The sequence below is a fragment of the Stenotrophomonas sp. S39 genome (assembly GCF_016624665.1).
In the GTDB taxonomy this organism is placed as follows: domain Bacteria; phylum Pseudomonadota; class Gammaproteobacteria; order Xanthomonadales; family Xanthomonadaceae; genus Stenotrophomonas.
Genome location: NZ_JACVTT010000019.1, coordinates 12,678 through 38,654, shown reverse-complemented (window position 1 = coordinate 38,654; position 25,977 = coordinate 12,678). Strand labels below are relative to the sequence as shown.

At 67.8% G+C, this 25,977-nt stretch carries 28 protein-coding genes; 8 read left to right on the top strand and 20 right to left on the bottom strand.

The genetic code is table 11. The annotated features are described in order from the left end of the window. Positions 1-843, bottom strand: a complete 843-nt coding sequence (locus IAE41_RS07390; protein ID WP_079223103.1) for an NAD(P)-dependent oxidoreductase — start codon at positions 841-843, stop codon at positions 1-3. Between the two features lie 84 nt (positions 844-927). On the opposite strand from IAE41_RS07390, the gene IAE41_RS07385 reads away from it, so the two are divergent. After that, a complete protein-coding gene (locus IAE41_RS07385; RefSeq protein WP_200732625.1) occupies positions 928-1,608 on the top strand; it encodes a hypothetical protein in 681 nt (226 codons plus the stop codon). A gap of 66 nt (positions 1,609-1,674) precedes the next feature. On the opposite strand, the gene IAE41_RS07380 is transcribed toward IAE41_RS07385, so the two are convergent. The 5 genes from IAE41_RS07380 to IAE41_RS07360 all read right to left on the bottom strand — a co-directional run bounded on the left by IAE41_RS07380 (position 1,675) and on the right by IAE41_RS07360 (position 4,980). After that, on the bottom strand, positions 1,675-2,037 hold the full coding sequence (locus IAE41_RS07380) for a DUF4288 domain-containing protein (protein ID WP_200732624.1): 363 nt from the start codon (positions 2,035-2,037) through the stop codon (positions 1,675-1,677). Positions 2,038-2,069: 32 nt separating this feature from the next. Further along, positions 2,070-2,573, bottom strand: a complete 504-nt coding sequence (locus IAE41_RS07375) for a hypothetical protein (protein ID WP_200732623.1) — start codon at positions 2,571-2,573, stop codon at positions 2,070-2,072. A 125-nt stretch (positions 2,574-2,698) separates the two neighbouring features. Further along, positions 2,699-3,169: a hypothetical protein gene (locus IAE41_RS07370; protein WP_200732622.1), complete on the bottom strand. Its 471-nt coding sequence runs from the start codon at positions 3,167-3,169 to the stop codon at positions 2,699-2,701. A 645-nt stretch (positions 3,170-3,814) separates the two neighbouring features. Next, positions 3,815-4,321: a DUF2867 domain-containing protein gene (locus IAE41_RS07365; protein ID WP_200732621.1), complete on the bottom strand. Its 507-nt coding sequence runs from the start codon at positions 4,319-4,321 to the stop codon at positions 3,815-3,817. Continuing rightward, positions 4,318-4,980 carry a serine/threonine-protein kinase gene (locus IAE41_RS07360; protein ID WP_079223107.1) on the bottom strand — a complete coding sequence of 221 codons (663 nt, stop codon included), beginning with the start codon at positions 4,978-4,980 and terminating at the stop codon, positions 4,318-4,320. Before IAE41_RS07360 ends, IAE41_RS07365 begins: the two co-directional genes overlap by 4 nt. Positions 4,981-5,065: 85 nt before the next feature. Here IAE41_RS07360 and IAE41_RS07355 point away from each other — a divergent pair, with 85 nt between their 5' ends. Next, positions 5,066-7,060, top strand: a complete 1,995-nt coding sequence (locus tag IAE41_RS07355; RefSeq protein WP_200732620.1) for a bifunctional DedA family/phosphatase PAP2 family protein — start codon at positions 5,066-5,068, stop codon at positions 7,058-7,060. A gap of 167 nt (positions 7,061-7,227) precedes the next feature. Here IAE41_RS07355 and IAE41_RS07350 read toward each other — a convergent pair whose 3' ends face one another. The 3 genes from IAE41_RS07350 to IAE41_RS07340 all read right to left on the bottom strand — a co-directional run bounded on the left by IAE41_RS07350 (position 7,228) and on the right by IAE41_RS07340 (position 10,061). Further along, the gene (locus IAE41_RS07350) at positions 7,228-7,806 is read right to left on the bottom strand and encodes an LON peptidase substrate-binding domain-containing protein (RefSeq protein ID WP_079223110.1); all 579 of its coding nucleotides are present in this window, start codon (positions 7,804-7,806) and stop codon (positions 7,228-7,230) included. After that, a complete protein-coding gene (gene mpl, locus IAE41_RS07345) occupies positions 7,803-9,167 on the bottom strand; it encodes a UDP-N-acetylmuramate:L-alanyl-gamma-D-glutamyl-meso-diaminopimelate ligase (RefSeq protein ID WP_200732619.1) in 1,365 nt (454 codons plus the stop codon). Before mpl ends, IAE41_RS07350 begins: the two co-directional genes overlap by 4 nt. 330 nt (positions 9,168-9,497) lie before the next feature. Then, complete coding sequence (locus IAE41_RS07340; protein ID WP_079223114.1) at positions 9,498-10,061, bottom strand: adenylate kinase; 564 nt, start codon at positions 10,059-10,061, stop codon at positions 9,498-9,500. 136 nt (positions 10,062-10,197) lie between these two features. Here IAE41_RS07340 and IAE41_RS07335 point away from each other — a divergent pair, with 136 nt between their 5' ends. The 3 genes from IAE41_RS07335 (at position 10,198) to IAE41_RS07325 (ending at position 12,951) form a co-directional block, all read left to right on the top strand. Next, the gene (locus IAE41_RS07335; protein ID WP_079223116.1) at positions 10,198-11,454 is read left to right on the top strand and encodes a 6-phosphofructokinase; all 1,257 of its coding nucleotides are present in this window, start codon (positions 10,198-10,200) and stop codon (positions 11,452-11,454) included. Between the two features lie 183 nt (positions 11,455-11,637). Next, positions 11,638-12,432 (top strand): hypothetical protein, encoded by a 795-nt coding sequence (locus IAE41_RS07330; RefSeq protein ID WP_200732618.1) that lies wholly within the window; start codon positions 11,638-11,640, stop codon positions 12,430-12,432. A 126-nt stretch (positions 12,433-12,558) separates the two neighbouring features. Continuing rightward, positions 12,559-12,951 (top strand): DUF488 family protein, encoded by a 393-nt coding sequence (locus tag IAE41_RS07325; RefSeq protein ID WP_200732617.1) that lies wholly within the window; start codon positions 12,559-12,561, stop codon positions 12,949-12,951. Between the two features lie 114 nt (positions 12,952-13,065). Here the strand turns inward: IAE41_RS07325 and IAE41_RS07320 are convergent, their stop codons facing one another. After that, positions 13,066-13,569, bottom strand: coding sequence for a hypothetical protein (locus IAE41_RS07320; RefSeq protein ID WP_200732616.1), 504 nt, complete (start codon positions 13,567-13,569; stop codon positions 13,066-13,068). A gap of 347 nt (positions 13,570-13,916) precedes the next feature. Between IAE41_RS07320 and IAE41_RS07315 the strand changes: the two genes are divergently transcribed. Then, positions 13,917-15,944: a sodium-translocating pyrophosphatase gene (locus tag IAE41_RS07315; RefSeq protein ID WP_200732615.1), complete on the top strand. Its 2,028-nt coding sequence runs from the start codon at positions 13,917-13,919 to the stop codon at positions 15,942-15,944. Positions 15,945-15,979: 35 nt separating this feature from the next. Here IAE41_RS07315 and IAE41_RS07310 read toward each other — a convergent pair whose 3' ends face one another. The 5 genes from IAE41_RS07310 to IAE41_RS07290 are packed head-to-tail and all read right to left on the bottom strand — an operon-like array spanning position 15,980 to position 18,905. Further along, positions 15,980-16,699: an energy transducer TonB gene (locus tag IAE41_RS07310; RefSeq protein WP_200732614.1), complete on the bottom strand. Its 720-nt coding sequence runs from the start codon at positions 16,697-16,699 to the stop codon at positions 15,980-15,982. Continuing rightward, positions 16,696-17,121 (bottom strand): TonB system transport protein ExbD, encoded by a 426-nt coding sequence (exbD, locus tag IAE41_RS07305; protein WP_200732613.1) that lies wholly within the window; start codon positions 17,119-17,121, stop codon positions 16,696-16,698. The genes IAE41_RS07310 and exbD overlap by 4 nt, the downstream gene beginning before the upstream one ends. Further along, positions 17,122-17,850: a tonB-system energizer ExbB gene (exbB, locus tag IAE41_RS07300; protein WP_200732612.1), complete on the bottom strand. Its 729-nt coding sequence runs from the start codon at positions 17,848-17,850 to the stop codon at positions 17,122-17,124. Continuing rightward, entirely contained in the window at positions 17,837-18,301 is a 465-nt protein-coding gene (locus IAE41_RS07295; protein WP_200732636.1) for a YbaN family protein, read from the bottom strand. The genes exbB and IAE41_RS07295 overlap by 14 nt, the downstream gene beginning before the upstream one ends. 13 nt (positions 18,302-18,314) lie before the next feature. Continuing rightward, positions 18,315-18,905, bottom strand: a complete 591-nt coding sequence (locus IAE41_RS07290; RefSeq protein ID WP_108760410.1) for a biliverdin-producing heme oxygenase — start codon at positions 18,903-18,905, stop codon at positions 18,315-18,317. A 110-nt stretch (positions 18,906-19,015) separates the two neighbouring features. On the opposite strand from IAE41_RS07290, the gene IAE41_RS07285 reads away from it, so the two are divergent. After that, the gene (locus tag IAE41_RS07285; protein WP_200732611.1) at positions 19,016-19,273 is read left to right on the top strand and encodes a DUF2789 domain-containing protein; all 258 of its coding nucleotides are present in this window, start codon (positions 19,016-19,018) and stop codon (positions 19,271-19,273) included. A gap of 142 nt (positions 19,274-19,415) precedes the next feature. On the opposite strand, the gene IAE41_RS07280 is transcribed toward IAE41_RS07285, so the two are convergent. The 5 genes from IAE41_RS07280 to IAE41_RS07260 all read right to left on the bottom strand — a co-directional run bounded on the left by IAE41_RS07280 (position 19,416) and on the right by IAE41_RS07260 (position 25,188). Continuing rightward, the gene (locus IAE41_RS07280) at positions 19,416-22,331 is read right to left on the bottom strand and encodes a TonB-dependent receptor (protein WP_200732610.1); all 2,916 of its coding nucleotides are present in this window, start codon (positions 22,329-22,331) and stop codon (positions 19,416-19,418) included. Positions 22,332-22,566: 235 nt separating this feature from the next. Next, positions 22,567-23,529: a FecR domain-containing protein gene (locus tag IAE41_RS07275; protein ID WP_200732609.1), complete on the bottom strand. Its 963-nt coding sequence runs from the start codon at positions 23,527-23,529 to the stop codon at positions 22,567-22,569. A gap of 103 nt (positions 23,530-23,632) precedes the next feature. Further along, on the bottom strand, positions 23,633-24,133 hold the full coding sequence (locus IAE41_RS07270; RefSeq protein ID WP_079223135.1) for an RNA polymerase sigma factor: 501 nt from the start codon (positions 24,131-24,133) through the stop codon (positions 23,633-23,635). Positions 24,134-24,220: 87 nt separating this feature from the next. Then, positions 24,221-24,697, bottom strand: coding sequence for a hypothetical protein (locus IAE41_RS07265; RefSeq protein WP_200732608.1), 477 nt, complete (start codon positions 24,695-24,697; stop codon positions 24,221-24,223). Further along, the gene (locus IAE41_RS07260; RefSeq protein WP_200732607.1) at positions 24,697-25,188 is read right to left on the bottom strand and encodes a hypothetical protein; all 492 of its coding nucleotides are present in this window, start codon (positions 25,186-25,188) and stop codon (positions 24,697-24,699) included. Before IAE41_RS07260 ends, IAE41_RS07265 begins: the two co-directional genes overlap by 1 nt. Positions 25,189-25,373: 185 nt before the next feature. Between IAE41_RS07260 and ppa the strand changes: the two genes are divergently transcribed. Further along, positions 25,374-25,910, top strand: a complete 537-nt coding sequence (gene ppa / locus IAE41_RS07255; protein ID WP_005410935.1) for an inorganic diphosphatase — start codon at positions 25,374-25,376, stop codon at positions 25,908-25,910. Positions 25,911-25,977: the final 67 nt, after the last annotated feature.

Here is a 25,977-nt window from a genome sequence, read left to right as displayed (position 1 = left end):
TCAATCCAGGAACAGGTCCGGCAGCAGCGGCCGCGAGGCGTCCACCGCGTAAGCGGACAGATCGGTCACACCGGCTTCGGCCAGCACCTCGTCATCAATGAGGAAACGGCCGTGGAAACCGGCGGCCTCGCGCACCAGCACCGCGTGTGCGGCGTCGGCCATGATCTGCGGCGTGCGGCAGCCGGCCGCATCCACGCCGGGGATCATGTTGATCGCATCGGTGGCGATGACGGTGCGCGGCCACAGCGCATTGACCGCCACGCCCTGCGGGCCGAATTCAGCGGCCAGGCCGAGGGTAACGAAGCTCATGCCCATCTTGGCCAGCGTGTAGCCGGTATGCGGGCCCCACCACTTCGGTTCCAGGCTGGGCGGCGGGGCCAGGGTCAGGATGTGCGGGTTGGGCGCCTGCAGCAGGTACGGCAGGCAGGCCTGCGCGCACAGGAAACTGCCGCGCGAATTGACCTGCTGCATCAGGTCGAACCGCTTCATCGGCGTGTCCAGCGCGCCGCGCAGCCAGATCGCGCTGGCGTTGTTGATGAGGATGTCGATGCCACCGAAGGTATCCACCGTGGCGGCCACGGCCGCCTTCACCTGGTCCTCTTCGCGGATGTCGCACTTCAGCGCGAGGCCCTGGCCACCGGCTGCGGTCACCGCTTCGGCGGCGCTGTGGATGGTGCCGGGCAGCTTCGGGTTGGGCACCGACGACTTCGCAGCGATGGCCACGTTGGCGCCATCGCGTGCCGCACGCAGTGCGATGGCCAGGCCGATGCCACGCGAGGCACCGGTGATGAAAAGGGTTTTGCCCTGCAGACTGCCCACGTTCCACACTCCAGCGTATGCCATGAGCCGCTAGTATGCCGCGCCGACGCGGAGTTCACCGCGCGTTGACGATACTGGCGCCCCGGTCACACGCACGAGGTATACGCCATGCGCCGTTCCCGCCTGCTGCTGCCTGCCCTGGGCCTGGCCCTGCTCACCGCCTGCCAGGGCCGTTCGCCTGAACCCGGCACCGAACCCGCCACGGGCGATGCGCCTGCCGCCAGCAAGGCGGCCGATGGTTCACTGCGCTGGAGCGAGTCGGTGGTCTGGGATGGCGACCTCAACGCATGCCGCCAGGGCGAGAACAACGCCACGCGCGCGTGCCTGGCCGAGACGATGAAGTCCGCCGGCGCCAGCGCCGATGCCGTCGCCGCTGCCGAGCAGCTGTCCACCGGCGGCGAGCTGGCCTACGTGACGGCCTGGCATGAACACGATGGCCTGGGCGTGGCTACGGTGGAATATCCGTTCCGCGCCAACACCAACGAAGGCACGCGACTGGTGGATGCCGCTGGCAAGCGCATCGATGTCGACGCGGTGCAGCTGGACGACACCCTGCGCGCCGATCCGGGCGTGCAGGCCGTGCTGGCCGCGCATCCGCAGGCCACGCCGTTCGCACCCGCACAGGCGGCCGGTACCGCGCCGCTCGATGGCGGCGGCATCCGCCTGCTGTACCGCACGCCGCTGCGCGACTGCCATGCCTGCCCGGATGTCGGCCAGCTGCAGATCGGCTATGACTTCGATGGCAAGCGCAATTTCATCGGCCAGCAGGTGGTGCCGGCGGCGCCGTGATACCGGAACGTTGCGTGCCCGCCGGGCATGGCCCGGCGCTACCGAACCGGGCCCGGCGGCCTTGGTCTATTCCTGGTACAGAACGTCGAGGGCATCACCGCCGGCAAGACGCTGCACTTGGTCCAGCGTGTCCACGGCCATGACCGAGTACGTTACTTCCACACCGGAGTGCAGGCGTCCCTCAGCAGTGTGCTCGTCAGTCTCCACTGATATCAGCTTGCGGATTCCGGCGAACCGGTAGTGGGATGGCTTGCCGTCGTCCCCCATCAGGCGGCCGCTCAGATCCTCGTACTCGGAGGCCAGAGCCGTTGCATCCGCCAGCGCCTGCTCGTCGCTGTCCGCGCTGATCAGGTAGACGTTCTCATGCACCAGGAACGATTCCTGTCCTTCGCTTTCGTAGTAGAAGATGGCGTGCGCGCAGTACCACATGGATCACCCCGATCAATTTTCTGGTGCTTAAATCAACGCGTGCGGGCCGCGAATGCTTCGATGCGAAGGCGGCTTTCGATGACGGACCTCACATACGATGCCCGCTTGGTGCTGGAGGCCGCACAACCGGCGAGCACGGTCATCGCCTCTGCCCGCATCTCCTGCCCTCCGGTGAACGCGAACACGGAGAACGCGGGCTCGATATAGCCGGGATCATGCTGCGCGAATTCCCTTTGATCTTCGATGCTGAACAGGGTCGCGTAGTCAGCCCACTCGATGTAGCGCTTCCAGAAGGCAGGCGGACTCCACGGCCCGCAGGTTTCTTCAACCGACTGCAGGAGTTCGCGGAGCTGCCCAGCGCAGGCATCGAAAAGATCGCCGCGCAGATCCGTGGCTGCGACATTCCCTGGATCAAGGGTCTGCCAACAGAAAACCATGAAGTCCGCAACAAAGCCCTCTTCACAGCCTTCGAAGAAACTGCTCCTGTACCAGGCAAGCGTTTTCGCAACATCAGCCGATTCATCAGAATCAATCATCGCCCCCACCTTTCCGGCGACATCAATGCCTGCGCTGACCGACAAACGCGACTCACCCGAACATCAACCATCGGGCCAGCTACCGAGCAGGGAAGCTTGCCCACTCCCTGGATGCGCAACACCACTCAATCCGCCTCTTCAACTTTCGATACTCTCGAAATGATCGGTCGTTTAATGGACCCTACGCACGCGCCATTCACCGCCCCATCAACGTAAACCCCCTGCACCATTGCAAAGTATATTCCCGGCTCGAGCACGTCCGAAGAATCCTCGTATCTCACACCATCAAGGTCCACCGCCGCACATGCGATGAAATCAATGCGACGGAGAGCATCGGCTGACGGCCCAAGGACATCCCCACCTCCCTCTCCATGAAGAAGATAACCAAACACTGCAACGTTCCTGTTCTTGTAATCGACCGAGTTGGCAAGGAGCGCATGGATCGGAATCTGGCAGTACTGAACTCCCTCGTACGCACCTGTCAGATCCTGACACCGCCCTCCACCTTCAGCGGCAACCTGCGCAGTCGACTCAACGGCCCACAACAGAAGGACCATTGGGAGCAGCCTATGGATCTTTTTCAAACCGACCAGCATGGATCACCTCATCCGGCTTAGAATTTTTTACAGCGTGTTCACGGCCATGACCGGGTAGGTGACCTCAACGCCCGAGGGCAGCCCGCCGTCTCCGGCGTCATGATCTGCTGCGACGGATATCAGCTTGCGGATTCCGGCGATGGGCGCAGCGGTCAGGATACGGGACAGCGACGTTGCCGTGCATGCTCCCCTTGCAGGCAATCAACACTCCGCACAGCAGAACAGCCATGAACCAGACGCCCCCTCACGCGATCTTCCTTGATGGGTCATCCAGCCATCGATGCACAGGCACCCCCTTCTTCTATACAGCGTGCCTTCCCGAGTACACAAGACGATCAGTCGGTTTCTTGCTAGCCGAAATCAAGAAGGCATCAAGATAGTCCGGCACATACCAATCATCCCAAGACGCAAGACCGTAGAAGGCATTTACAAACTCTTCCACGATACCCGAGCCTCGAACTTTGGCGCCGATGAATCCGCCCCTGCGCAGCGTCTCATAGGGGGCCGCTTCGACCACGCCACCAGTGTCACGAACTGGGCCGCGCGGCCCTGCCAGACTATGATTTGATTCACGCCGTCCCCTTGCGTCCGCATGCGCACCCGCACCATGCGGGCCGGCTCGACGCTTCGCAACACATCCCGTCTTCAGTCGTAGGCCTGCACCTGCCTGCGCAGCAGATGCGGCACGATCCGTCGATGCACCGGCGCCACCGGCAGCATGTAGACGCGCCCGAACGCGTTGTGGGTATGCACCACGGTGGCCACTTCCAGCACGTCGCCCTGCCACTGCAGCGCAAGCTGCACGCGCAGATGGCGGTCGTTGTCTTCCAGCACGATGGCGTCCTCATCCAGCGACTGCAGGGTGAAGATGCCCAGACGCTGGCCCGCTCTCGGCGCGGCGGTGTCCTGCACGGCGCGCAACGAGCCCAGGTCCTTCATGCCGAGCAGGCGCATGCCGCGGTTGCGCAGCGCCATCAGGCCATCGAACCAGCCGGGGATGGTCGCGGCCATATCGCGGTAGGCCTGCAGCGCGCTGCGGCCATCGCGCCGGGTGCGAGCCTGGCAGGCGTGCACGAAGCCGGCACCAGGCAGCTGCGCGCGCAGCACGCTGGCCGCACTCGGCGGCGCGGTCACCACCTGCGATGGACTCACGGCTTCGGCCCCTGCCCTTCGTTGTCTTCCCAATGCAGGATGCGGCGGGTGACGAAGCGGTAGACCGGCTTGCCGGTGGCGAACCACAGCTCGCGCACCCACGAAGTGCGCTTGAGCACGCGCTTCTCCACCGGGGTGAGCGATTCGCGGCAGTACATGCGCTTGTGCTTGAGCAGGTGGCGCAGGTCTTCGCGGGCCAGCAGGCGCATCCAGCGCGAACGCGGGTGGCCGATCACCGCCAGCTGGAAATCGATCAGCGCCGGCCGGCCGTCCTCGGTCACCAGCCAGTTGGCCTCCTTGGCCAGGTCGTTGTGGGCCACGCCGCGCCGGTGCAGTTGCTGCAGCAGCCGGCGCGCAGCACGGAACCAGGCCAGGTCACCCCGCGGCGGGCGCTGGTACATGGCATCGCCGGCCATGAAGCTGCGGTCGAGGTGGCGGCCATCCCAGTCCAGCAGCTGCGGCACGTCGGCCATGCCGTGGATATGCCGCAGCGCGCGTGCTTCGCGGCGGGCCAGCCACCACGCCGGCACGCGCAGCCACAGCGGCGTTGCGCCCAGGTCGCGGCGTACGAAGGGGCCCTGCGGCCCCTGCACGAGCAGGATGCGGCCGAAGCTGTCGGCCTTCAGGGCATGCGTTGGAGCGTCGGTCGAATGCGGCATGCGCCCATTCTAGGCGATGGCGCTGGTTGCAAACGGTCACCAAGCCGCTGGGAACCAGTCACCTTCACGCCTCTATAATCGGGCAATGGACTCTTCATGGATCGACGCCACCCTCGCGTGGATTGCCGCCCATCCCGTACTCGCGGGCGCGGTTATTTTTCTGATCGCCTTCTGCGATGCGGTCATCATTCTCGGCGCCATCGTGCCGGCGCTGCCCCTGCTGTTTGCAGTGGGCGTGTTCATCGGCCTGGGGCAGATCTCCGGGCCGTATGCCGTGGCCGCAGCAGCGCTGGGTGCGTTTGCCGGTGATGGCATCAGTTACTGGATCGGCCGCCGCTGGGGCGACCGCCTGCGCGGGGTCTGGCCGTTCAGCCGCTACCCGCAGCTGCTGGACCGTGGCGAGAACCTGTTCCGCCGCAATGCGTTCAAGAGCATCCTGATCGCGCGCTATGTCGGTGCCATCCGGCCGTTCGTGCCGGCCATCGCCGGCATGCTGAAGATGCCCGCCAGCCGCTACGTGCAGGCCAGCGGCATCGCCAGCCTGTCCTGGGCGGTGCTGTTCCTGGCCCCGGGCTGGATCCTGGGCGAGGCGTATGACGCGGTTGCCGCAGTTGCTGGACGCCTGGTGGTGGTGGTCGGCCTGCTGATGGTCATCCTCGGCCTGGTCTGGGCCATCGTGCTGTACGGCTACCGCTGGTCGGCCGCGCGCATGGACCACTGGCTGGCGCGCCTGCTGGACTGGTCCAACCGCCACCCCACGCTGGGCCGCTACACGGTGGGCGTGCTCGACCCCAAGCGTCGTGAATCGGTACCGCTGGCGATGCTGGCGCTGATGCTGCTGTTGCTGGGCTGGGGCTGGTTCGCGCTGCTGACCGTGGTGGTCGCCCATGGCGAACCGCTGGCCATCGACCTGCTGGTGCACCAGGCCATGCTGGCCCTGCGCAACCCGCTGGCCGACTACCCGATGGCGGCACTGGCCTCACTCGGCGCATGGCAGGTACTGATGCCGGCCACCGCCGCGGCCATGGGCTACCTGGTGTGGCGCCGGCGCTGGATGGCCGCCGCGCACTGGCTGGCCGCACTGGCCTTCGGCCTGGCCCTGACCAAGCTGCTGGGCACCACCGTGGACGTGGTGCGCCCGGTCGATGCCAGCAGCGGCTTCGGCTTCCCCTCGGTGTCGGTCACCATGGCCACCATCACCTTCGGCTTCTTCGCGGTGCTGATCGCCCGCGAGATGCCCGGCCGTACCCGCGTCTGGCCGTACCTCGTCTCGGGCATCGTGGTCAGCCTGATCGGCTTCGCGCGCCTTTACCTGGGCGCGCACTGGCTGAGCGATGTCATCGGCGGGATGCTGTTCGGCACGTTCTGGCTGCTGGTGCTGGGCATCGCCTACCGCCGCCGCTTCAACCGCTCGTTCTGGGTGAAGCCGGTGGCGTGGCTGTTCTACGGCGTCTTCGCAGTGGCGGCCATGTGGTACGCGCCGCGCAACATCCCGGTGAAGCTGGAACGCTTCGAACCGACCCTGCCCGCACCCACTGCGATCGACATGCAGGCCTGGTGGCAGCATGACTGGGCCAAGCTGCCGGCGCGCCGCAACGAGTTCGACGATGACCAGCGCTGGCCGCTGGACGTGCAGGTGGCCGGCCCGCTGGCGCCGCTGCAGGCGCAGCTGCAGGCGCGCGGCTGGACCGTGCAGGCGCAGGCCGGCTGGGAAGAAGCGCTGCTGATGCTGGACAAGAACACCGGCGCCGACGAACTGCCGGTGCTGCCGGCCACGCTGGAAACGCGCGTGGAGGCCCTGCTGATGGTGCGCCAGGGGGCAAGGCCGGATGAGCGTTACGTGCTGCGCCTGTGGCAGGCACCGGGCCAGCTGCAGCCGGGCGACGTGCCGCTGTGGCTGGGCAGTGCGCAGACTCTGCGCTACGAGCGCCACTTCGAGTGGATCGGGATGTGGCATCCGGTGCGTGGCATCGACCCCGCGTTCAATGCGGTGAAGGACGCCGTGCAGGGCATGCCGCAGCACGAGGACGTGCATGCCGAGACCGGGTTGCCGGTGCTGCGGTTGAAGACGCAGCCGTGATGGATCCGCCGGGCATGGCCCGGCGCTACCGGAACGTGTAGAGCCGAGCCTGTGCTCGGCTGATCTTCGCGCGATCCGGCAAGCCGAGCATCGGCTCGGCTCTACAGTAGATCCACGCCATGCGTGGATGGCCGTTCCCGTAGATCCACGCCACGCGTGGATGGCTGTTACGGCATCCAGCCCAGCAACTGCTGCAGGCGCTGATGCGGGTCGTCCATCTGCAGCAGCTGCAGGCGCTGCTGCTCGCCCAGCGGCAGCAGTTCGGCCAGCCGCCAGCCGACCCAGCTGGCCTGGTCCAGCAGCGCCGGGTTGGCCGGCGCATAGGCCTCGCCGGCCTGTTCGATGATGTGCCCCAGCACCGTGGCCAGCAGCGCATGCTGTGGCTTCAGTTCGTCATCGGGGTCCTCTTCGCACCAGCGCACATCGGCCACGACCAGGCCGTTGTCGCGCACGCGGGTACGCTCGACATGGAAGCGGCGGGTGCCGCGCAGGCGCAGCTGCAGCACGCCATCGGCACCGACATCGAAATCCTCGATGCGCACCTGCACGCCGTAGGCGGCCGGAGTGGCCGGCTCCCCCACTTCCTGCCCTTCCAGGATCAGGCAGACGCCGAAGCCCTCGCCGCTGCGGCCGGTGTCGCGCACCAAATCCAGGTAACGGCGCTCGAACACGCGCAGGCCAACCGCCGCGCCGGGCACCAGCGTGGTGTGCAGCGGAAACAGCGGCAGCGAAACGTCGGTACTCATCGGGCCTGCAGGGCGGCGAGGAAGCGGCGCGGGGCGCCGTCGAAGCCACCGTTGGACATGAACACCACGTGGTCACCGCTGCGCGCGCTGGACTGCAGCTGCGCCAGCAGCGCGTCGGTGTCCGGCACGGCATGGGCCTGGCCACGCACGGCGGCGATCACCGCTGCGGCATCCCAGGCCAGTTCCGGCCGGTGCAGGAACACCACTTCGTCGGCCAATGCCAGCGACGGCGCCAGCGCCTGCGCGTGCGCACCGAGCCGCATCGAATTGCTGCGCGGCTCCATCGCCACCACGATGCGCGCGTCGCCGACCTTGGCGCGCAGGCCTTCGAGCGTGGTCGCGATCGCCGTGGGGTGGTGGGCGAAATCATCGTAGACGGTGATGCCGTCATGGCTGCCGATCACTTCCATGCGGCGCTTGACGCTGCGGAAGCGCGCCAGCGCCGGGATCACCTCGGCGGGGGCCACGCCCACCGCATGTGCGGCGGCCAGTGCGGCCAGGCCGTTGAGCACGTTGTGGCGGCCCAGCAGTGACCAGTGCACATCGCCCAGCGCCTGCCCACGGTGATGCACGCGGAAGGCGCTGCCATCGGCGGCCAGCAGCTCGGCATGCCATTCCAGCGCCGGGTCGAAACCGAAGCGCTCGACCGGGGTCCAGCAGCCCATCTGCAGCACCTTGGCCAGGTGCGCGTCCTCGCCATTGACGATCAGGCGGCCGCGCGCGGGCACCGTGCGCACCAGGTGGTGGAACTGGCGCTCGATGGCCTCCACGTCCGGGAAGATGTCGGCGTGGTCGTATTCGAGGTTGTTGAGGATGGCCACCAGCGGCCGGTAGTGCACGAACTTGCTGCGCTTGTCGAAGAAGGCGGTGTCGTACTCATCGGCCTCGACCACGAACTCGCGGCCCTGGCCCAGGCGGGCGGAGACGCCGAAATCCTCGGCCACGCCACCGATCAGGAAGCCCGGCGAGCGCCCGGCGCTTTCCAGCAGCCAGGTCAGGATGGTGGTGGTGGTGGTTTTGCCATGGGTGCCGGCCACGGCCAGCGTGTCGCGGCCCGGCAGGACCTGCTCGGACAGCCACTGGGCGCCGGAGATGTAGCGCTGGCCGGCATCGAGCACGGCTTCCACGGCCGGGTTGCCACGCGACAGGGCGTTGCCGATCACCACCTCGGCGGTGCCCGGCGGCACGCTGTCGGCGCGGTAGCCCTGGTCCAGGGCGATGCCCAGCTGCTCCAGCTGGGTGGACATCGGCGGATAGATGGCCTGGTCGCTGCCGCTGACCGTATGGCCCAGTTCCCGTGCCAGGGCGGCCACGCCACCCATGAAGGTGCCGGCGATTGCAAGGATATGTACGCTGCTCATGACCGGGGATTGTGACCGATCACGGCTGTATAGGGCCATTGTCTGCAATGGGGTCAGACAACTCCTACACCGGTTGTGAGAAAACTCCAATCGTCTGTCAGGGAATTCCCGATAGCGCAGGTATGTGAACCTGTACACAATTCAGGAAGCCAGCCGTAGTACCCGAACCGGTCCTACTCCCCAAGAGGCCATCCCCAAGGGAGCTCATGCTGCGGAGCCCTGAGCAAGCTCATCGCTGGCACCTATGAAACGAAACAGGCCTGGTCCGCAAGGACCAGGCCTGTTTCGTCGTAGCTGCACGGTGGCCGGCACCGGGCCGGCCGACCGCCATCAGCCCTTGATCGCCGCCAGGATGCGGGCTTCGATCTCGTCCAGGTCACCGACGCCATCGACGCGGGCCAGGGTGCCACGGCCGGCGTAGAAGTCGACCACCGGGGCGGTCTGGTCGTTGTAGACCTGCAGGCGCTGGCGCACCGCTTCCGGGTTGTCGTCGGCGCGGCCCTGTTCCTGGGCGCGGCCGGCGATGCGCTCGACCAGCAGCTCGGTGGCCACGTCCAGCTGCACCACGGCGTCCAGCGGCTGGCCGATCTTGGCCAGCAGGCCGTCCATCGCATTGGCCTGGGCCACATTGCGTGGGTAGCCGTCCAGGATGAAGCCCTTGGCGACATCGGCCTGGGTCAGGCGCGACTCCAGCATGCCCAGCAGGATGTCATCGGACACCAAGTTGCCGGCATCCATCACCGCCTTGGCCTGCTTGCCCAGCTCCGAGCCCGCGGCGATTTCCGCGCGCAGCATGTCACCGGTCGAAATATGGGCGATGCCCAGCTTTTCCTTCAGGCGCGTCGCCTGCGTCCCCTTGCCCGAACCGGGCGGTCCCAACAGAACCAATCGCATTGACCTGACTCCAACGTGTTGAAAACAAAGAAGGTTCGCGCCCCGGACGGACCGGTATCGCTGCACCGCAATAGCGCCACTTTAGCGCATACGGGTAATGTCACTGCAATGTCCCCCTCACCGAGCAGGTAGAAGCATGCGCAACGGTACCCTCCTCTACGCCCAGTCCGGCGGCGTCACGGCGGTCATCAACGCCACCGCAGCGGCGGTCATCGAGCAGGCCCGGGCCAAGGGCATCAAGGTCCTGGCCGCCCGCAACGGCATCCTCGGCGCCCTGCGCGAGGAGCTGATCGACACCAGCAAGGAGAGTGCCGCCGCCATCCGCGCCCTGGCCCACACCCCGGGCGGCGCCTTCGGGTCGTGCCGGGTCAAGCTGAAATCGCTGGAGGCCGACCGGGCCCGTTACGACCGCCTGCTGGAGGTGCTGCGCGCCCACGACGTGCGCTGGTTCCTCTACAACGGCGGCAACGACTCGGCCGACACCGCGCTGAAGGTCTCGCTGCTGGCCAAGGCCTCCGGCTACGACCTGACCTGCATCGGCGTGCCCAAGACCATCGACAACGACCTGGCCGTGACCGACACCTGCCCGGGCTTCGGCTCGGCGGCCAAGTACACCGCAGTCTCCGTGCGCGAGGCCGCGCTGGACGTGGCGGCGATGGCCGAGACCTCCACCCGCGTCTTCATCTACGAAGCAATGGGCCGCCATGCCGGCTGGCTGGCCGCCGCCGCGGGCCTGGCCGGCAACGGCGAGGACGAGGCCCCGCACATCATCCTGCTGCCCGAGCGTGCCTATGACGAGGCCACCTTCCTGGCCAAGGTCAAGGCCGTGGTCGAGCGCGTCGGCTACTGCGTGGTGGTGGCCTCCGAAGGCATCGCCACCGCCGACGGCCGCTTCGTCGCCGATGCCGGCGGCAGCAAGGACTCCTTCGGCCATTCGCAGCTGGGCGGCGTCGCCGCGCACCTGGCGGGCCGGGTCAAGGACCAGCTGGGCCTGAAGGTGCACTGGGCCCTGCCCGATTACCTGCAGCGCTCGGCCCGGCACCTGGCCAGCAAGACCGACTGGGAACAGGCGCAGGCGGTGGGCAAGGCGGCCGTGCAGCTGGCACTGAAGGGCCAGAACGGGGTGATGCCGGTGATCGTGCGCAGCAGCGATGCGCCCTACCGCTGGAAGATCGAGGCCGCGCCGCTGGCGAAGATCGCCAACCACGAGAAGAAGATGCCCGCCAGCTTCATCCGCCGCGATGGTTTCGGCATCACCGCCAAGGCGCGCGCCTATCTGTCGCCGCTGATCAAGGGCGAAGCCCCCCTGCCCTACGGCAGCGACGGCCTGCCGAAGTACGTCACCCTCAAGAACGTGGCGGTGAAGCAGAAGCTGGCCGCCTTCGAAGGTTGATCCACGTCACAACTTGTGACCCAGGGCTCTTTCCAGCGGAAAGGGCCCTTGATGGTTGGATTGCGGCGAACTGAGAAGCAGCCCACAATCGGGGCCCGGCCCGGGGCAAGGGGCCGATGCGTGCCAACCCGTCTGTCGCCCGCTCCTGCGGGCGCGTAGTGCCACACCACAAGGACTGTATCCATGAAGCGCCAGACCTTCCTCGCCGTGCTGCTGTGCACGGCTGCCGCGCCCGCGTTCGCCGCGACCTGCGAAGCCAACTTCCAGAAGAAGGGCAACCCCTTCACCGGCACCACCTTCACTTCGTCGGTCAGCCACCCGGACCTGAGCGTGGCCAGCGCCATCGGCCAGATGCGGGTCATCGCCAAGAACGCCAACATGGACGTGCTGAGCGAGGACATCGAAGGCGGTTCGATGCTGATCGAAGAACCGGAGAGCATGGCGCACAAGCCGATCCCGATGATCATCAGCGCTACCTCCGAAGGCGGCCAGGGCACCGTTGCCATGGTGGTGAAGGTCAACAAGGGAGCCATCGCCTCGGCTGACGGCGTGCGTACCGAGATGTGCAAGCTGCTCAACCAGGTCAAGCCGGGCAAGGCCGGTGACCAGGCTGCCAAGGCCACGCCGCAGGCATCGGCAGTGACCATTGCCGCCGACCGCTTCGGCTTCCAGCTGCGCAACCAGAACAAGGACAACCCCGCTGCGATCGAGCCGCGCTACAAGGGCAAGACCTACGTCATCAGCGGGCGCATCGCCTCGGTGCTGAAGAGCGGTGGCACCTACAACACCACCTTCGACCTGCCCAGCGATGGCAGCATCGATTTCGAGCGCGTGGCCATCTCCTGCTCGTTCGCCGCCAACCAGACCGCCTATGCGCTGTCCCTGCGCCCGCGCGAGAAGGTGACGCTGACCGGCGTGGTCGACAACTACGACCAGATCGGCCGCGTGCTGTGGCTGAAGGACTGCCGCGGCAACTGACCGCCGCCGCCATGGCATGACCGAAGGCCCGGGTGCGCAAGTGCCCGGGCCTTCTGTTTGCGGCCCGGTTCACGCCTGCGGCACGTCACGGGCGCGAAGATGTGGTCCTGCACAAGGAGAAACAGCATGGCCCTGCATGTGGTCCGTCTTGGCAGCCCGCGCACGCCCGGTGAGGGCCTGCGCATCGGCACGGTGCGGCGGCCGTCACGTGGCGTGGCGCGCAGTGATTTCGCCCGGCAGGACTGGTATGACGTCTGGTTTCCGACCCTGGCCCCCAGCCCGGAGCTGGTGAAACAGGCCCACGGGGCGACCACCGCGGCGGACTGGAATGCCTTCTTCCGCCACTACAAGGCCGAAATGAAGGCGCCCGATGCGGCGCATGCGCTGGATCTGCTGGCGGCGCTGTCGCAGCACAGCGACATCGCCGTGGGTTGCTACTGCGAAGACGAGGCGCACTGCCACCGCACGGCACTGCGCGAGCTGCTGGTTGCGCGCGGGGCGAAGCTGGCTGGGGAGTAGATCCACGCCATGCGTGGATGAGGCATCGGTGCCGACCAACGGTCGGCACCCACCGATAATTCACCAACGGTCGGCACCCACCAATAATTCACCGATGGTCGGCACCCACCTGTATCAATTGCAGGCCTTGCCTTCCACCTGCAGCTGCGCGGCGAACATCGTCACCTGCGGGATCTTGCCCGCGGCGGCCTGCTTCTTTGCCTCTTCCAGGTAGATGCGCGACTGGCCCTGGCCATCCAGCGCCTGGGTGTTGTTGACCGGCAGGCGCCACACCCGCACCACCGCCTGCTGTGCCGGGCAGGCGGCATTCGGCACGCGGATCACGTCGTTGAGCTTCCAGCCCTTGTCGGCACTGGGCTGTGCCTTGGCGTAATCAACGAAGCGGGCGCGCGGCTGGCACTGTTCGCTGGTGCGCACGGCGGAGAAGCGGTACGGCTCGGCGGCCTGGCCGGTGAACACGCCTTCCAGCCGCGCGCAGGCCTCGGGAATCTGCCGCAGGGTGTGCACGGCGCCCACCGCCTGCGGGGCGCCCACCGCCCGCTGCAGTTCAGGCGTTTCCGCGGCCAGCGCGGGCATGGCCGGCACCAGGGCGGCAAGCATCAGCAGGGACAGGCGCATGGGGAATCTCCGTCAGGACTGTGCGCAGGCTTGCAGAGCGTGGCTTAACGGGGTGCAAAGGGTCTGTGGCTCTCAAAGCATGCCCATGGACCGGCGGCGGGTTCCGCGCGCATGGCGATGCGTTCATCTGGAGGGCGCCCACGGATCATGCGGCGCGGCGCGGCCCGGCGCTACCATCCGGGCGCGGAGCGACGCATACTGCGGGCACCAGGGAATGCTGAACACCGCCATACGTCGGACGACCGTTCCGGTCGGCACGGGTTGGTTCCAGGCTGCAACCCGTCGTCCCCCTCGTGGTGCCGTTCATCGCCACTGGATGCTCACCATCCATTCTGCGGAGGGGTCTGATGCTGGAACGTCATGGGCTGTCACTGGCGCTGGGCTGCGCCATTCTCGCGATCCTCTACGGGATCATCTCGGCGCGCTGGATCCTGCGCCAACCCACCGGCAATGAACGCATGATCGCGATCGCCACCGCGATCCAGGAAGGCGCGCGTGCCTACCTCAACCGCCAGTACCTGACCATCGGTGTAGCCGGCGTGGTGCTGTTCGTGCTGGTCGGCGTCTTCCTCAGCTGGTACACCGCCATTGGTTTCGCGGTCGGTGCGGTCCTGTCCGGCGCGGCCGGCTACATCGGCATGAATGTCTCGGTCCGCGCCAACGTGCGCACCGCCGAGGCCGCACGCAACGGCATCAGCGCGGCGATGGACGTGGCCTTCCGCGGCGGCGCCATCACCGGCATGCTGGTGGTCGGCCTGGGCCTGCTGGGCGTGGCCGGTTACTACGCACTGCTGCTGCGCATGGGCCTGCCGATGGAACAGGCGCTGCACGCGCTGGTCGGCCTGGCCTTCGGTTCTTCGCTCATCTCGATCTTCGCGCGCCTGGGGGGCGGCATCTTCACCAAGGGCGCTGACGTCGGCGCCGACCTGGTGGGCAAGGTGGAAGCCGGCATTCCCGAGGACGACCCGCGCAACCCGGCGGTGATCGCCGACAACGTCGGTGACAATGTCGGCGACTGCGCCGGCATGGCTGCCGACCTGTTCGAGACCTACGCGGTCACCGTCATCGCCACGATGCTGCTGGGCAGCCTGATGCTGAGCGAAGCCGGTGCCAATGCGGTGCTTTACCCGCTGGTGCTGGGCGGGGTGTCGATCATCGCTTCGATCATCGGCGCACTGTTCGTCAAGGTGAAGCCGGGCGGCTCGATCATGGGCGCGCTGTACAAGGGCGTGATCGTCTCCGGCGTGCTGGCCGCCATCGCGTTCTACCCGATCACCACCGGGCTGATGAGCGACAACGTGCATGGCCCGATGGCGCTGTATGGCTGCGCACTGATCGGCCTGGTGCTGACCGGCCTGATCGTGTGGATCACCGAGTACTACACCGGCACGCAGTACAAGCCGGTGCAGCACGTGGCGCAGGCCTCGACCACCGGGCATGGCACCAACATCATCGCCGGCCTCGGCATTTCGATGAAATCCACCGCCCTGCCCGTGGTAGCCGTATGTGCGGCGATCTGGGGCGCATATGCGCTGGCCGGCCTGTACGGCATCGCCATCGCCGCCACCGCGATGCTGTCGATGGCCGGCATGATCGTGGCCCTGGATGCCTACGGACCGATCACCGACAACGCCGGCGGCATCGCCGAGATGGCTGAGCTGCCCTCGGACATCCGCGACATCACCGACCCGCTCGATGCGGTGGGCAACACCACCAAGGCGGTGACCAAGGGCTATGCGATCGGTTCGGCGGCGCTGGCCGCGCTGGTGCTGTTTGCCGATTACACCCACAACCTGCAGGCTGCCAACCCCGGCCAGGAGTTCCGCTTCGATCTCAGCGACCACACGGTGATCATCGGCCTGCTGATCGGCGGCCTGATTCCCTACCTGTTCGGTGCGATGGCGATGGAAGCCGTCGGCCGCGCCGCCGGTGCGGTGGTGGAGGAAGTACGGCGCCAGTTCCGCGAGATCCCCGGCATCATGCAGGGCACCGCCAAGCCGCAGTACGACAGGGCCGTGGACATGCTCACGCGCTCGGCGATCCGCGAAATGATCGTGCCTTCGCTGCTGCCGGTCGCGGTGCCGGTGGTGGTCGGCCTGCTGCTGGGGCCGCGTGCACTGGGCGGCCTGCTGATCGGCACGATCGTCACCGGCCTGTTCGTGGCCATTTCGATGACCACCGGCGGCGGCGCCTGGGACAACGCCAAGAAGTACATCGAGGATGGCCACTTTGGCGGCAAGGGCAGCGAGGCGCACAAGGCCGCGGTGACCGGCGACACCGTCGGTGACCCGTACAAGGACACCGCCGGCCCAGCCATCAATCCGCTGATCAAGATCATCAACATCGTGGCGCTGCTGCTGGTGCCGCTGCTGTAGATCCACGCCATGCGTGGATGGCAGGCCAGACGGGATCAGCGCCCGCGCAGATGGAACGCCACGGGCACCATCACTTCCACCGGGTCGCCGGCCACTTCGGCCGGCGGCACCGGAACCGGGCTGGCGCGCTGCACGGTTTCCAGGGTTTCCTGGTCCAGCAACGCGAAGCCACTGCCGCGCTCGATGCGCGCGGCGGACACGCGCCCGTCGCGGTACACGGCAAACCGCACATACACCACGCCCTGCTGGCGCAGGCGCTCGGACTGGCGCGGGTAGCGCCGGTGCTGCTGCAGGTGGCCCAGCAACAGGCCCTGCCAGGTGGCGTTGGCGCGGCTGCGCTCGCCAGCGGTGGTCTGCTGCGCGGCGTATCGCGTGGCAACGTCGGCGGGAACCTCCGGCGGTGCGGTGCTGCGCTCGACATTGGCGTCCGCGCTGTCCTGCGCCGTGCTGGCCGGCACCTGCGGTTTCGGCGGCAGATCCCCCTGCGGCTGCGGCGGCACCTTGGGCACGGGCGGCGGTTGCGGCGTGGTTTCGCGGCGCTGCTGTTCCTGCTGCAGCGGCCCGGTCGGCAGCGCGCGTGGCGGAGCCGGTGGCGCCTGCACGGTCGGTGCCAGCTCCAGCATCAGCGCGGCCGGTGGCGCTGCCGTGGGCGCCGGTGCAGCGCGCGCATGCCACCACCACACGATGCTGGCCAGCACCGCGTGTGCCAGCAGCACGATCGCCAGGCTGGTCGCCCAGCGCCGCAGCGTGCTCATCGTGCGCCCTGCTCCAGGCCAACCAGGGCCACCTTCAGGTAACCCGCCGCACGCAGTGCATCGAGGGTGCCCATCAACTCGCCATAGGGCACGCGCTGGTCGGCGCGCAGGTAGATGCGCTGCTCCGCATCACCGTGCGTGGCCGCCTGCAGCGCAGCGGACAGGCCGTCGCGCGCGACCGGCATTTCGCCCACGCGCAGCGACAGGTCGGCCTGCACGGTCACGTACACCGGTGCCTGTTCGTTGGGCGTGGCCTGCGCGCTGCTGGCCGGCAGCTGCACCGGTACCGACACGGTGGCCAGTGGCGCGGCCACCATGAAGATGATCAGCAGCACCAGCATCACGTCGATGAAGGGCGTGACATTGATCTCGTGCGCTTCTTCGGGCGTGTCGTCGCGGTCGGATGCGGTCCTGATCGCCATTCAGTGCACCGCACGCAGTGCACTGGCAGGAGCACGCGCAGCGGCACGGTCCAGATCGCGCGAGACCAGCTGCTGCACCGCCGCCGACAGATCACCCAGCAGGCCACGCAGACCAGCCAGCACGCGGCTGAAGTGGTTGTAGACCAGCACGGCGGGAATCGCCGCGACCAGGCCCAGCGCGGTGGCCAGCAACGCCTCGGCGATGCCCGGTGCAACCACCGCCAGGTTGGTGGTGTTGCTGTGGGCGATGCCGATGAAGCTGTTCATGATGCCCCACACGGTGCCGAACAGGCCCACGAACGGCGCCACCGCACCGATGCTGGCGAGTACGCCGATGCCGCGCCGCTGCGCGCGTGCGGTGTCCAGTTCCAGCCGGTCCAGGCGCGAGGCGACGCGTTCCTTGATGCCGTCACGGCACGCCAGGTCCTGCGACAGGCGCAGTTCGCTGCGTGCCGCCTCCAGCATCGCCGCCGCAGTGCCTTCGGCCAGCGCAGCATCCACATCGCCGGCCGGCAGGCTTGGCGCCTCCAGCAGCCGCGCGCGGGCCGCACGCAGCGCGCGCGCCTGCCGCGACAGCTCCCAGCCCTTGGCCAGCAGCACGGTCCAGGTGGCGAGCGAGGCGACGGCCAGCGCGATCATCACCGCTTTGACCACCACGTCGGCGGCCAGGTACATGCCCCACGGGGTCAAGGCGGGTGTGGCCAGGGGCGCCAGGTCAGCAGGCAGCATCGTCGGGGGTTCCATCAGAATCATGAGTAGACGCGCGGCGGCGGGCCGCGCGGGGTTCGGCATCGTCCACTTCCACCAGCGGGGTGGGATCGAGCCGCGGCGCTGGCCGGCTCAGGACGTAGCCGGCGCTGGCCGCAAAGAACAGGCCCACGCCCAGCAGCAGCCGCCAGGAGGGATGCGCGCCCCAGCAGAACAGCGCGAAGCCCACCGCCATGCCGGCGCTGGCGAACGCCTTGCCCTTGCGCGACACCGCCCCCTGCTCGCGCCACAGGCGCAGCGAGGGGCCATAGCGCGGATGGGCCAGCAGGCGCTGCTCGAACTTCGGCGAACTGCGGGCGAAGCAGCCCACCGCCAGGATCAGGAAGATGGTGGTGGGCATCACCGGCAACAACGTACCGATCACGCCCAGGCCGACCATCAGCCAGCCCAGCGCGAACCAGAGCCAGCGCATCAGCGGTGGCCGCTCATGCGCCGAATTCCACTTCGACATGGCCATGCACGCTGCGGAAGGCCGCGTCGGCGGCGTCGATCACCTGCTGTTCCTGCTCGGCCGACAGCGGCACCGCGTCCAGCGCCGCCGTGAACTCGCGCCAGTGGCGGGCGGCGCCATCGGGGTGTGCCGCCAGGTGGCGCGCGCCGAAATCACGGTCCAGGCCCAGCGCGGCGGCCATCTTGTACAGCACCGTGCCGCCCAGGTTGGAGCCTTCGGCCACGTACAGCCAGCCCAGCGCGGCCGGCAGCGGCAGGTCCGCAGCCAACGGCATGATGTCCTGGCCCGGCAGGGTCTGCTCGAGATCCTGCAGGTCGTTGCGCACCTGCTGCAGGCGGCGGCGTTCGTGCAGGGCCGGCAGCAGTGCGTCCAGTGCGGGGCTGGCGTAGAGCGCGTCGATGCTGCGGTGGAAACGGTACTGCACGCGCAGGAAGCGGGCGAAGTTGCCACGGTCGGCGAAGATGTCGCCGGCCATGATGCGCTTGTCGAGCGCGCCATGGCTGTCACGGGTGGCGGCCTTCAGGCGCACGCTGCGGCTGTCGTCGGGGGAAGTTGTCGCGGTCATCGGGGGGTGCCAGGGGGAAGCGTCGATCATGAGACGTGCCACGAGGGGGTTCCCCCAAGGCGGCATGCGTCGATAATGCAGCTTACCTTTCCCCTGCCAGGCAGCTTCCGATGATCACCACCGAACCGAGCATGACCAACCTGTTCCTGCAGCTGGGCCTGGACGCCAGCGCCGATGCCATTGCCGGGTTCATCGCCCAGCACCAGCTGGCCACGGAAGTGGAAGTGGCCGACGCCCCGTTCTGGAGCGATGCGCAGCGCCAGTTCCTGGCCGAGTCGCTGCAGGCCGATGCAGCCTGGAGCACCGTGGTGGACGAGCTGAATGAGGCGCTGCACGAAGACGCGGTGAAGGCCGCGCGCGGGTTGTAAGCGCGCCAAAGGAAACGCCGGGCATGGCCCGGCGCTACCGTTTCATCTGCGCGATCCGCCGGGCATGGCCCGGCGCTACCGTCTTTCTGCCTGATCCGCGCTACCGGTTTTCAGTAGATCCACGCCATGCGTGGATGGCCGGTCAGTACTTCCAGGTCAACGCCAGGCGCGCGGTGCGGCCCGGGGCCGGCATCACGCCCAGAGCCAGCGGGTCCAGGTAGTAGCGGTCGGTCAGGTTGTCGACGTTGGCTTCCACCGACAGCTGGTCGTTGAAGCTCCAGCTGGCGAACACGTCCACCAGGGTGGTCGGGCGGTACAGCTGCTGGATCGCCGACAGGCCGACGTTCCATTCCTTGTCCAGCTTGCTGATCGGGCCGGCGTTGTGGACCACGCGGGTACCGAAGGTCAGCCGCTCGTCGAACAGGCGCGAACCGACGGTCAGGTTGACCATGTAGCGCGGCGGGTTCTGCGTGTTCGAGTACGAACCCTCGAAACCACCATCGACGCAGTCGGGCGTGTTGGCCAGTTCCTCGATCCTGCGCTGCACGCCATAGGCGCGACGCTCGGCGGCGATGTCCGGTGCGCAGGTCTTGGCCTTGAAGTAGTAGTGCGCCGACAGATCGGCGAACAGCTTGCCGCTGTCATAGCTGGACTGGAACTCCAGGCCCGACACCTTGAACTGATCGACGTTGCGGATCAGGCCGGCCGACAGCGTGCGGTAGTCGCGGGTGATCAGGTCGTCGATGCGGGTATCGAAGTAGGCCAGCTTCAGCGCCAGGCGGTCACCGGCGGTGAACAGGTCGTGGCGGATGGTGCTGGCGCCCAGTTCCCAGCTGCGCGCACGTTCGGGCTTGAGTTCGGCCACCGGCTTGGCGGCGGTGAACAGCCCCAGAGTGGTCTCGAACAGGCTCGGCAGCTTGGTGCCTTCGGCGTACTTCAGGTAGACCATGCTGTCTTCGCTGAAGCGGAAGGCGACGCTGGCGGTCGGCGAGAAGGCGCTGTCGCGGCGGCGGATCGGCTTGGACCAGGTCCAGCTGACCGGCACTTCCAGGTCTTCGGCTTCATCGGCGTCGTAGAAGTTCCAGCCGCCGATGTCAGCCACGGTACCGCGCTCGTAGGGCGAGGCCAGCAGCGAATCCTGGGTGAAGTTGCCGTTGGCATCGGGGTACCAGTTCAGCAGGGCGATGCGCTTGGCCCGCCACGACGGCAGGCTCGGGTCGCCGTTGAGCAGTTCGGTGTAGCGGTACTGGCCCTGCACCTCGTACTGGTCCGGGGTGGCCAGGCGGTTGCGGTCGTGCACGTCCACGCGGTTCCAGCGGCCACCGGCCTGCACTTCCCAATGCTCGTCCGGTGCCCACTTCAGCGAGGCCACGGCACTGTATTCCTTGCGCTCGGCGTTGCGCAGGAAGCGGTTGTTGACCAGGTCGTCGTGCATGATCGGGCCGGAGCTGCCCGGCGCGATGTCCTCGTCGCTGTAGGCCAGGCCATAGTCGAGGGTGAAGCGGCCGGCGCTGGTCTCGAAGATCGAGGTGTTGCTGGCGTCCAGGCCGAAGCGCTTCTGCCGCAGCGGATTGCGGTAGGCGTCCTTGTAGCCGGGGTTGCCACTGAAGCTCGGTGCGTCGTACCACTCGGTGCGGCGGTCGTAGTACCACGGGGTGATGCCGGTTAGGTTGTTGTACATCACGCTGTCGGTATCGGTGTACCAGGCGTTGATGCGCAGGTCGACCTTGTCGCTGTCCGGGTTGAAGCGGTAGCGCGCGCTGTAGCTGTCCATGTCGACGTGGCCCGGATCCCACTGCGGCACGCGGTCGCGGTCCACGCGGATGATCTGCGAGGCCATGATCTCGCCCGCCGTGCCTTCATAGCGGCGGTAGCCCAGCTCCAGGGTCTGTACATCATCGATGCGCCAAGTGCCCTTGAGCAGCGCCGACTTCGACCGCGAGGACGTGTTGAACACTTCCGTGCGCGGCGGGTTCAGCGGTGCCAGCGTGCGCCGCGTCTGCGGAAAATCGTCGTAGCCGTGCTTGCCCGCGAAGTAGTTGCCGTTGTCGCGGTACGCATAGGCGGCGACCAGGTCGAAGCGATCCCAATGGCCGGCGGCGGCGACGTTGAAGAACTGGCTGCCACTGGCGCCACGGTCGGTGCGCGGTGCGGCGTCGTAGCCCGGCAGGTTGTTGGCGCTGTTGTTGGCCAGGCCACCACGCACGCGTACGCCGACATCGCGGCCTTCGCGCAGGACGTCATCGACGTTCAGCGTTTCCATTTCCACCACGCCACCGATGCCGCCGGAGGCGTTGGCCTGCAGGCTCGGACCCTTGGTGATGGTCAACCGCGAGATCAGGTCCGGGTCCAGGTAGGTGCGCTGCGACTGGCCGGCGTAGCCACGGTAGGTGTCCATGCTGGACTGGCCGCCGTCGATGATGACCGGCACGCGGCTCTGCCCCTGGATGCCGCGGATGTTGACGTCGAAGCCGTTGCCCACGCGCGGATCGCCCGCAGTGACGCCGGCCACGCCCTTGACGATGTCGCCGTTGGAGGTACCGCGGAAGCGTTCCAGCTGGGTACGGTTGATCGTGGTGGTGGAACCGACGCTGCGGTAGCTGTCGAGCAGGCGCGCTTCATCGCTGACCGCACCGCCTTCGATGTGCTCGCCGGACACGCTCAGCGTGTCGGTGACGATGACGCCGTTGCCGGCCTGTGCCGGCGCCGCTTCCAGCGTCACCGCGTCGCTGCCGACCCGGCGCGCGACCAGGCCGCTGCCCTGCAGCAGGCGCGACAGCGCATCACTGGCCGACAGCGTGCCGTTGACCGCCTGCGAGGTGACACCGTTGCCGAGCGTGGCCGGATAGGCCACCTGCACGCCGGACTGGCGCATGTAGGCGCGCAGCGCGCCATCCAGCGGCTGGGCAGGAATGTCGAAGCGCAGCAGCGCGGCGGGCGCGGTGGTGCTGGACTGGGCCAGCACGGTCGGCGCGGCGCCGGCCAGGCCAGCGGCGAGCAGGGCGATGCACAGACGGGACGGGCGCGGTGCGCGGCCCGGACGACGGAAGTCGGACATGGGAAACCTGTGAGGGGAACGGAGCCGCGGGCGCGGCGTCATCCGCGCGGGGCGCGGACACAACGACGTACGTGGCGGCGGCGGGTACGTTCGCTGGGTAGGACGAATGGGGCGCGGGGAACCCCAAGGCCGATTCATCCACACGTGGTGTGGATCTACCGGTGCGTGATCCAGTAGAGCCACGCCATGCGTGGCTGCAGGGTTGCCGACCGATTCATCCACGCATGGCGTGGATCTACCGGTGGACGATGGCTACGCCGAGCGGCAGGCGGGTGACCTGCAGGCCTGCGGTCGCGGCCAGGGTGTCCAGCGCCTGTTCCGGCTGGTCGATGCGCAGGGCCGCGCTGACTGCCGGCAGGCGCGACAGGTCACCGCGCACGAAGGTCGGGCCACGGCGATAGCGGCCCACCTCCTGCACGGCATCGGCCACTGTGGCGTCATCCAGCAGCAGCTCGCCCTGGCGCCAGGCGCCGACGCGGTCGGCAGCCACGTCCGCCAGGCGGGTCACGCCGCTGTGTGCGCCGTACATCGCGCGCTGCCCCACCTGCAGGTAGGTCCAGCCGCCATCGATCGGGTTGGCCACGCGCACCCGTCCCTGCCCCACTTCGGTTTCCACGGTGCTGTGATGGCGGGCGACGGTGAACGCAGTGGAGATGTCTTCGACCACGCCATTGCCGGCGGCCACGCTGAAGCGGCGCTGCGCATCCGGGGTCACCTCGAACCAGGCGCGACCCTGCAGCAGCTCGATACGGCGGGCGTGTGCATCGAAGTGCACGGCAATGGCGCTGTCGGCATCGAGCACTGCACGGCTGCCGTCGGGCAGCTGCACCGCCTGTACCTGGTGGTTGCTGCGATGGTCGGCCTGCAGGCGCAGCCAGGCGTCGGGGGCGGTTACCAGCAGCGCCAGTGCGGCGGCGGCTGCGGCGGCCCAGTGCAGGCGGCGGCGGGGACGCACACGCCCACGCGCCGCTGGAAGCGTTGCGGCTGTGGCCACTGCCACCGGCGATGCGCCGAGGCTGCGCCACAGGCGCCGTTCGTGCTCGAAGGCACGACGATGCCCTGGCTGCGCCAGCCACTGCTCGAACGCCTGCATGCGCGCATCGCTGTGCTCGCCGGACGCCAGGAACACGATCCAGTCCCGGGCCTGTTCGGCCACGGGGTCGTCTGCGCGGGCGCTGGAAGGGGAGTGCGGGCTCATCGGCTGGCAGGCGGGCGCGGTCAGGCGCAGTGGAAAGGACGGAACCGCACTGCGGCCCGTGGATCAAGACGTTCGTCGTGCAGCGGCCCCCAAGGGCGATTGATCATCGACCCTCGCGGGCCCAGGCCAACCGGGCCAGGGCGCTGCGCACGTGGTTTTCCACCGTGGTGACCGACACGCCCAGGCGGCGGGCGATCTCGGCCTGGGTCAGCCCCTGCAGCCGGTTGAGGCGGAAGATGGTGCGGGTCGGCTCGGGCAAGTGCCCGGCGGCATCCAGCACCCGCTGCAGCTCATCCTGGGCCATCACCTGGTCTTCGGTGGACACCTCGTCCTCCTCCTGCCACAGGTAGTGCTCGGCCAGCAGGCGGTTGCGGCGCGTCGACTCGCGGCCATGGTCGGTGGCCAGGTTGATCGCCAGGCGGTACAGGTAGGCACGCGGGTTGTCGATGCACTGCTGGTTGTCGACACCACGCGCCTTGAACCAGACCGCCTGGATCACATCCTCGGCACCACTGTCGCCGCCGAGGATGCGCTGCACCCGGCGCAGCAGCGCTGGCCGTTCACGGATCAGCAGTTCGGTGAGGGTGGCGGCATTGGAAGGCATGCGCGGAGGACGGGACAGACGGGGGCGGCGCGCATGCTACTCCGTAAATGCGAATCAGTCACGTTTACACCTCCGTCACCCCCGCTCCTAGAGGCAGTCGGTCAGTGCCTCATAGGCGCTGACCGTACTGCCTGGCAACGAGGCATCCAGCGCGTCGTCGGGCGACCCTGCTTCCCACAGCTGAAGGAGCTGTTCGAGCGAGGTGCCGGCAGCCAGCGGCAGCTTGCAGGCGTACATCGCGTGGTCAACATCGATCTTTCCGGTCTGCCGCACCCACGTCTGGCTACCAGCGAATGTCCAGACGCAGCTGCCAACGGCCCCCGAGGCCTGATGCACCGAACAGCGCAGACGCATGGCGCGAAGGTTGTAGTACTCGCCCTCGCAGAAGGTGTCGCCGCAGATGTTGTCAAACCCCCTTACAAGACGACGCTCGGCGGCCAGGAAGCGCTCGCGGCCGCTCGCCGGATCGGGATAGTCGCGGGCATCAACAGAGCTGGGGGCGGCCTGGGCACCCATCGCCATCAGCAGCGTGCAGGCCAGCAATCCTGTCGGGAAAATGCGCATCACCCCACCCTCCCCGCCTTGCGCAGGCAATCGGGCAGTGCATCGAACAGCCCGTGGTCGAGGCCAGGCAGGGGCGCCGCCAGCCCCTCCGGTGCTTCCAGTGCCGCGTGGAAGGCTTCCACCGGCACGCCCGGCTGCAGTTCCAGAGGGCAGGCCCAGCGGCCATTGTCGACCTGCACTTTCCCGGTATCGGCATCGATGGCGACCTCACTGGCCGCGATCACCCACGTGCAGCGCTGCACGGTGCCGCGATGGGCCAGCACGGCACAGCGGAACTCCAGCGCCTGGTAGTTGCTGTAGTCACCCTCGCACCAGGTATCAGCGCAAAGCCGGTCAAACTCCCGCTGCAAGGCCGCCTCCAGCCCATAGGCGCGGTCCCAGTTGGCCTCCGGCCGGGGGTAGTCGATCAGGTCGACGTGCAGGCCACGGGCGAGCACGGGCAGGGGTGCCAGCAGCAGGGCGACACAACAGCACCAGCGGTTCCAGTTCATGGCAGGGCTCCTTGGTATGGACGTCCAGCCTGCCCATGCGGCGGGGAGGAGCCCATCGGGGAACCCCGCCCCGGCCCCTCCGGCGGGGACCACTACGAAGGTCGGCGCTGCCCTACCCTGCACAGCGCCCGGCAAAGGCATAAAATGGTCAGCTATCCGTCCACATCCCCCACCTGGAGCACACCATGGGTCTGGAACTCGTCTCGCCCGGCAAGAACCCGCCGGAAGAAATCAACGTCATCATCGAGATCCCGAAGGACTCGGAGCCGGTGAAGTACGAAGTGGACAAGGAAACCGGCGCGATCTTCGTCGACCGCATCCTGTCGACCCCGATGCGCTACCCGTGCAACTACGGCTACGTGCCGAGCACCCTGTGCGGCGATGGCGACCCGGCCGACGTGCTGGTGGTGCTGCCGCTGCCGCTGGTCCCGGGCTCGGTCGTGCGTTGCCGTCCGGTCGGCGTGCTGAAGATGAGCGATGAAGCGGGCAGCGACGAGAAGATCCTGGCCGTGCCGGTCTCGAAGATCTTCAGCGGCTACGCCCATGTCGAAGACATCGCCCAGGTGTCCAGCCACTGGCTGGAGCGCATCGGCCACTTCTTCGAGCACTACAAGGACCTGGAAAAGGGCAAGTGGGTCAAGCTGGACGGTTGGGGTGGCGCGGCCGAGGCCAAGCAGATCCTGATCGAGGCGCACCAGCGCCACCTCGACAGCAAGGCCTGAGCCTGAACAGGATCGCTCCGGTGCTGCGCGCCGGAGCGATGCTGGTCACGTTTCAACACTGCGGGCC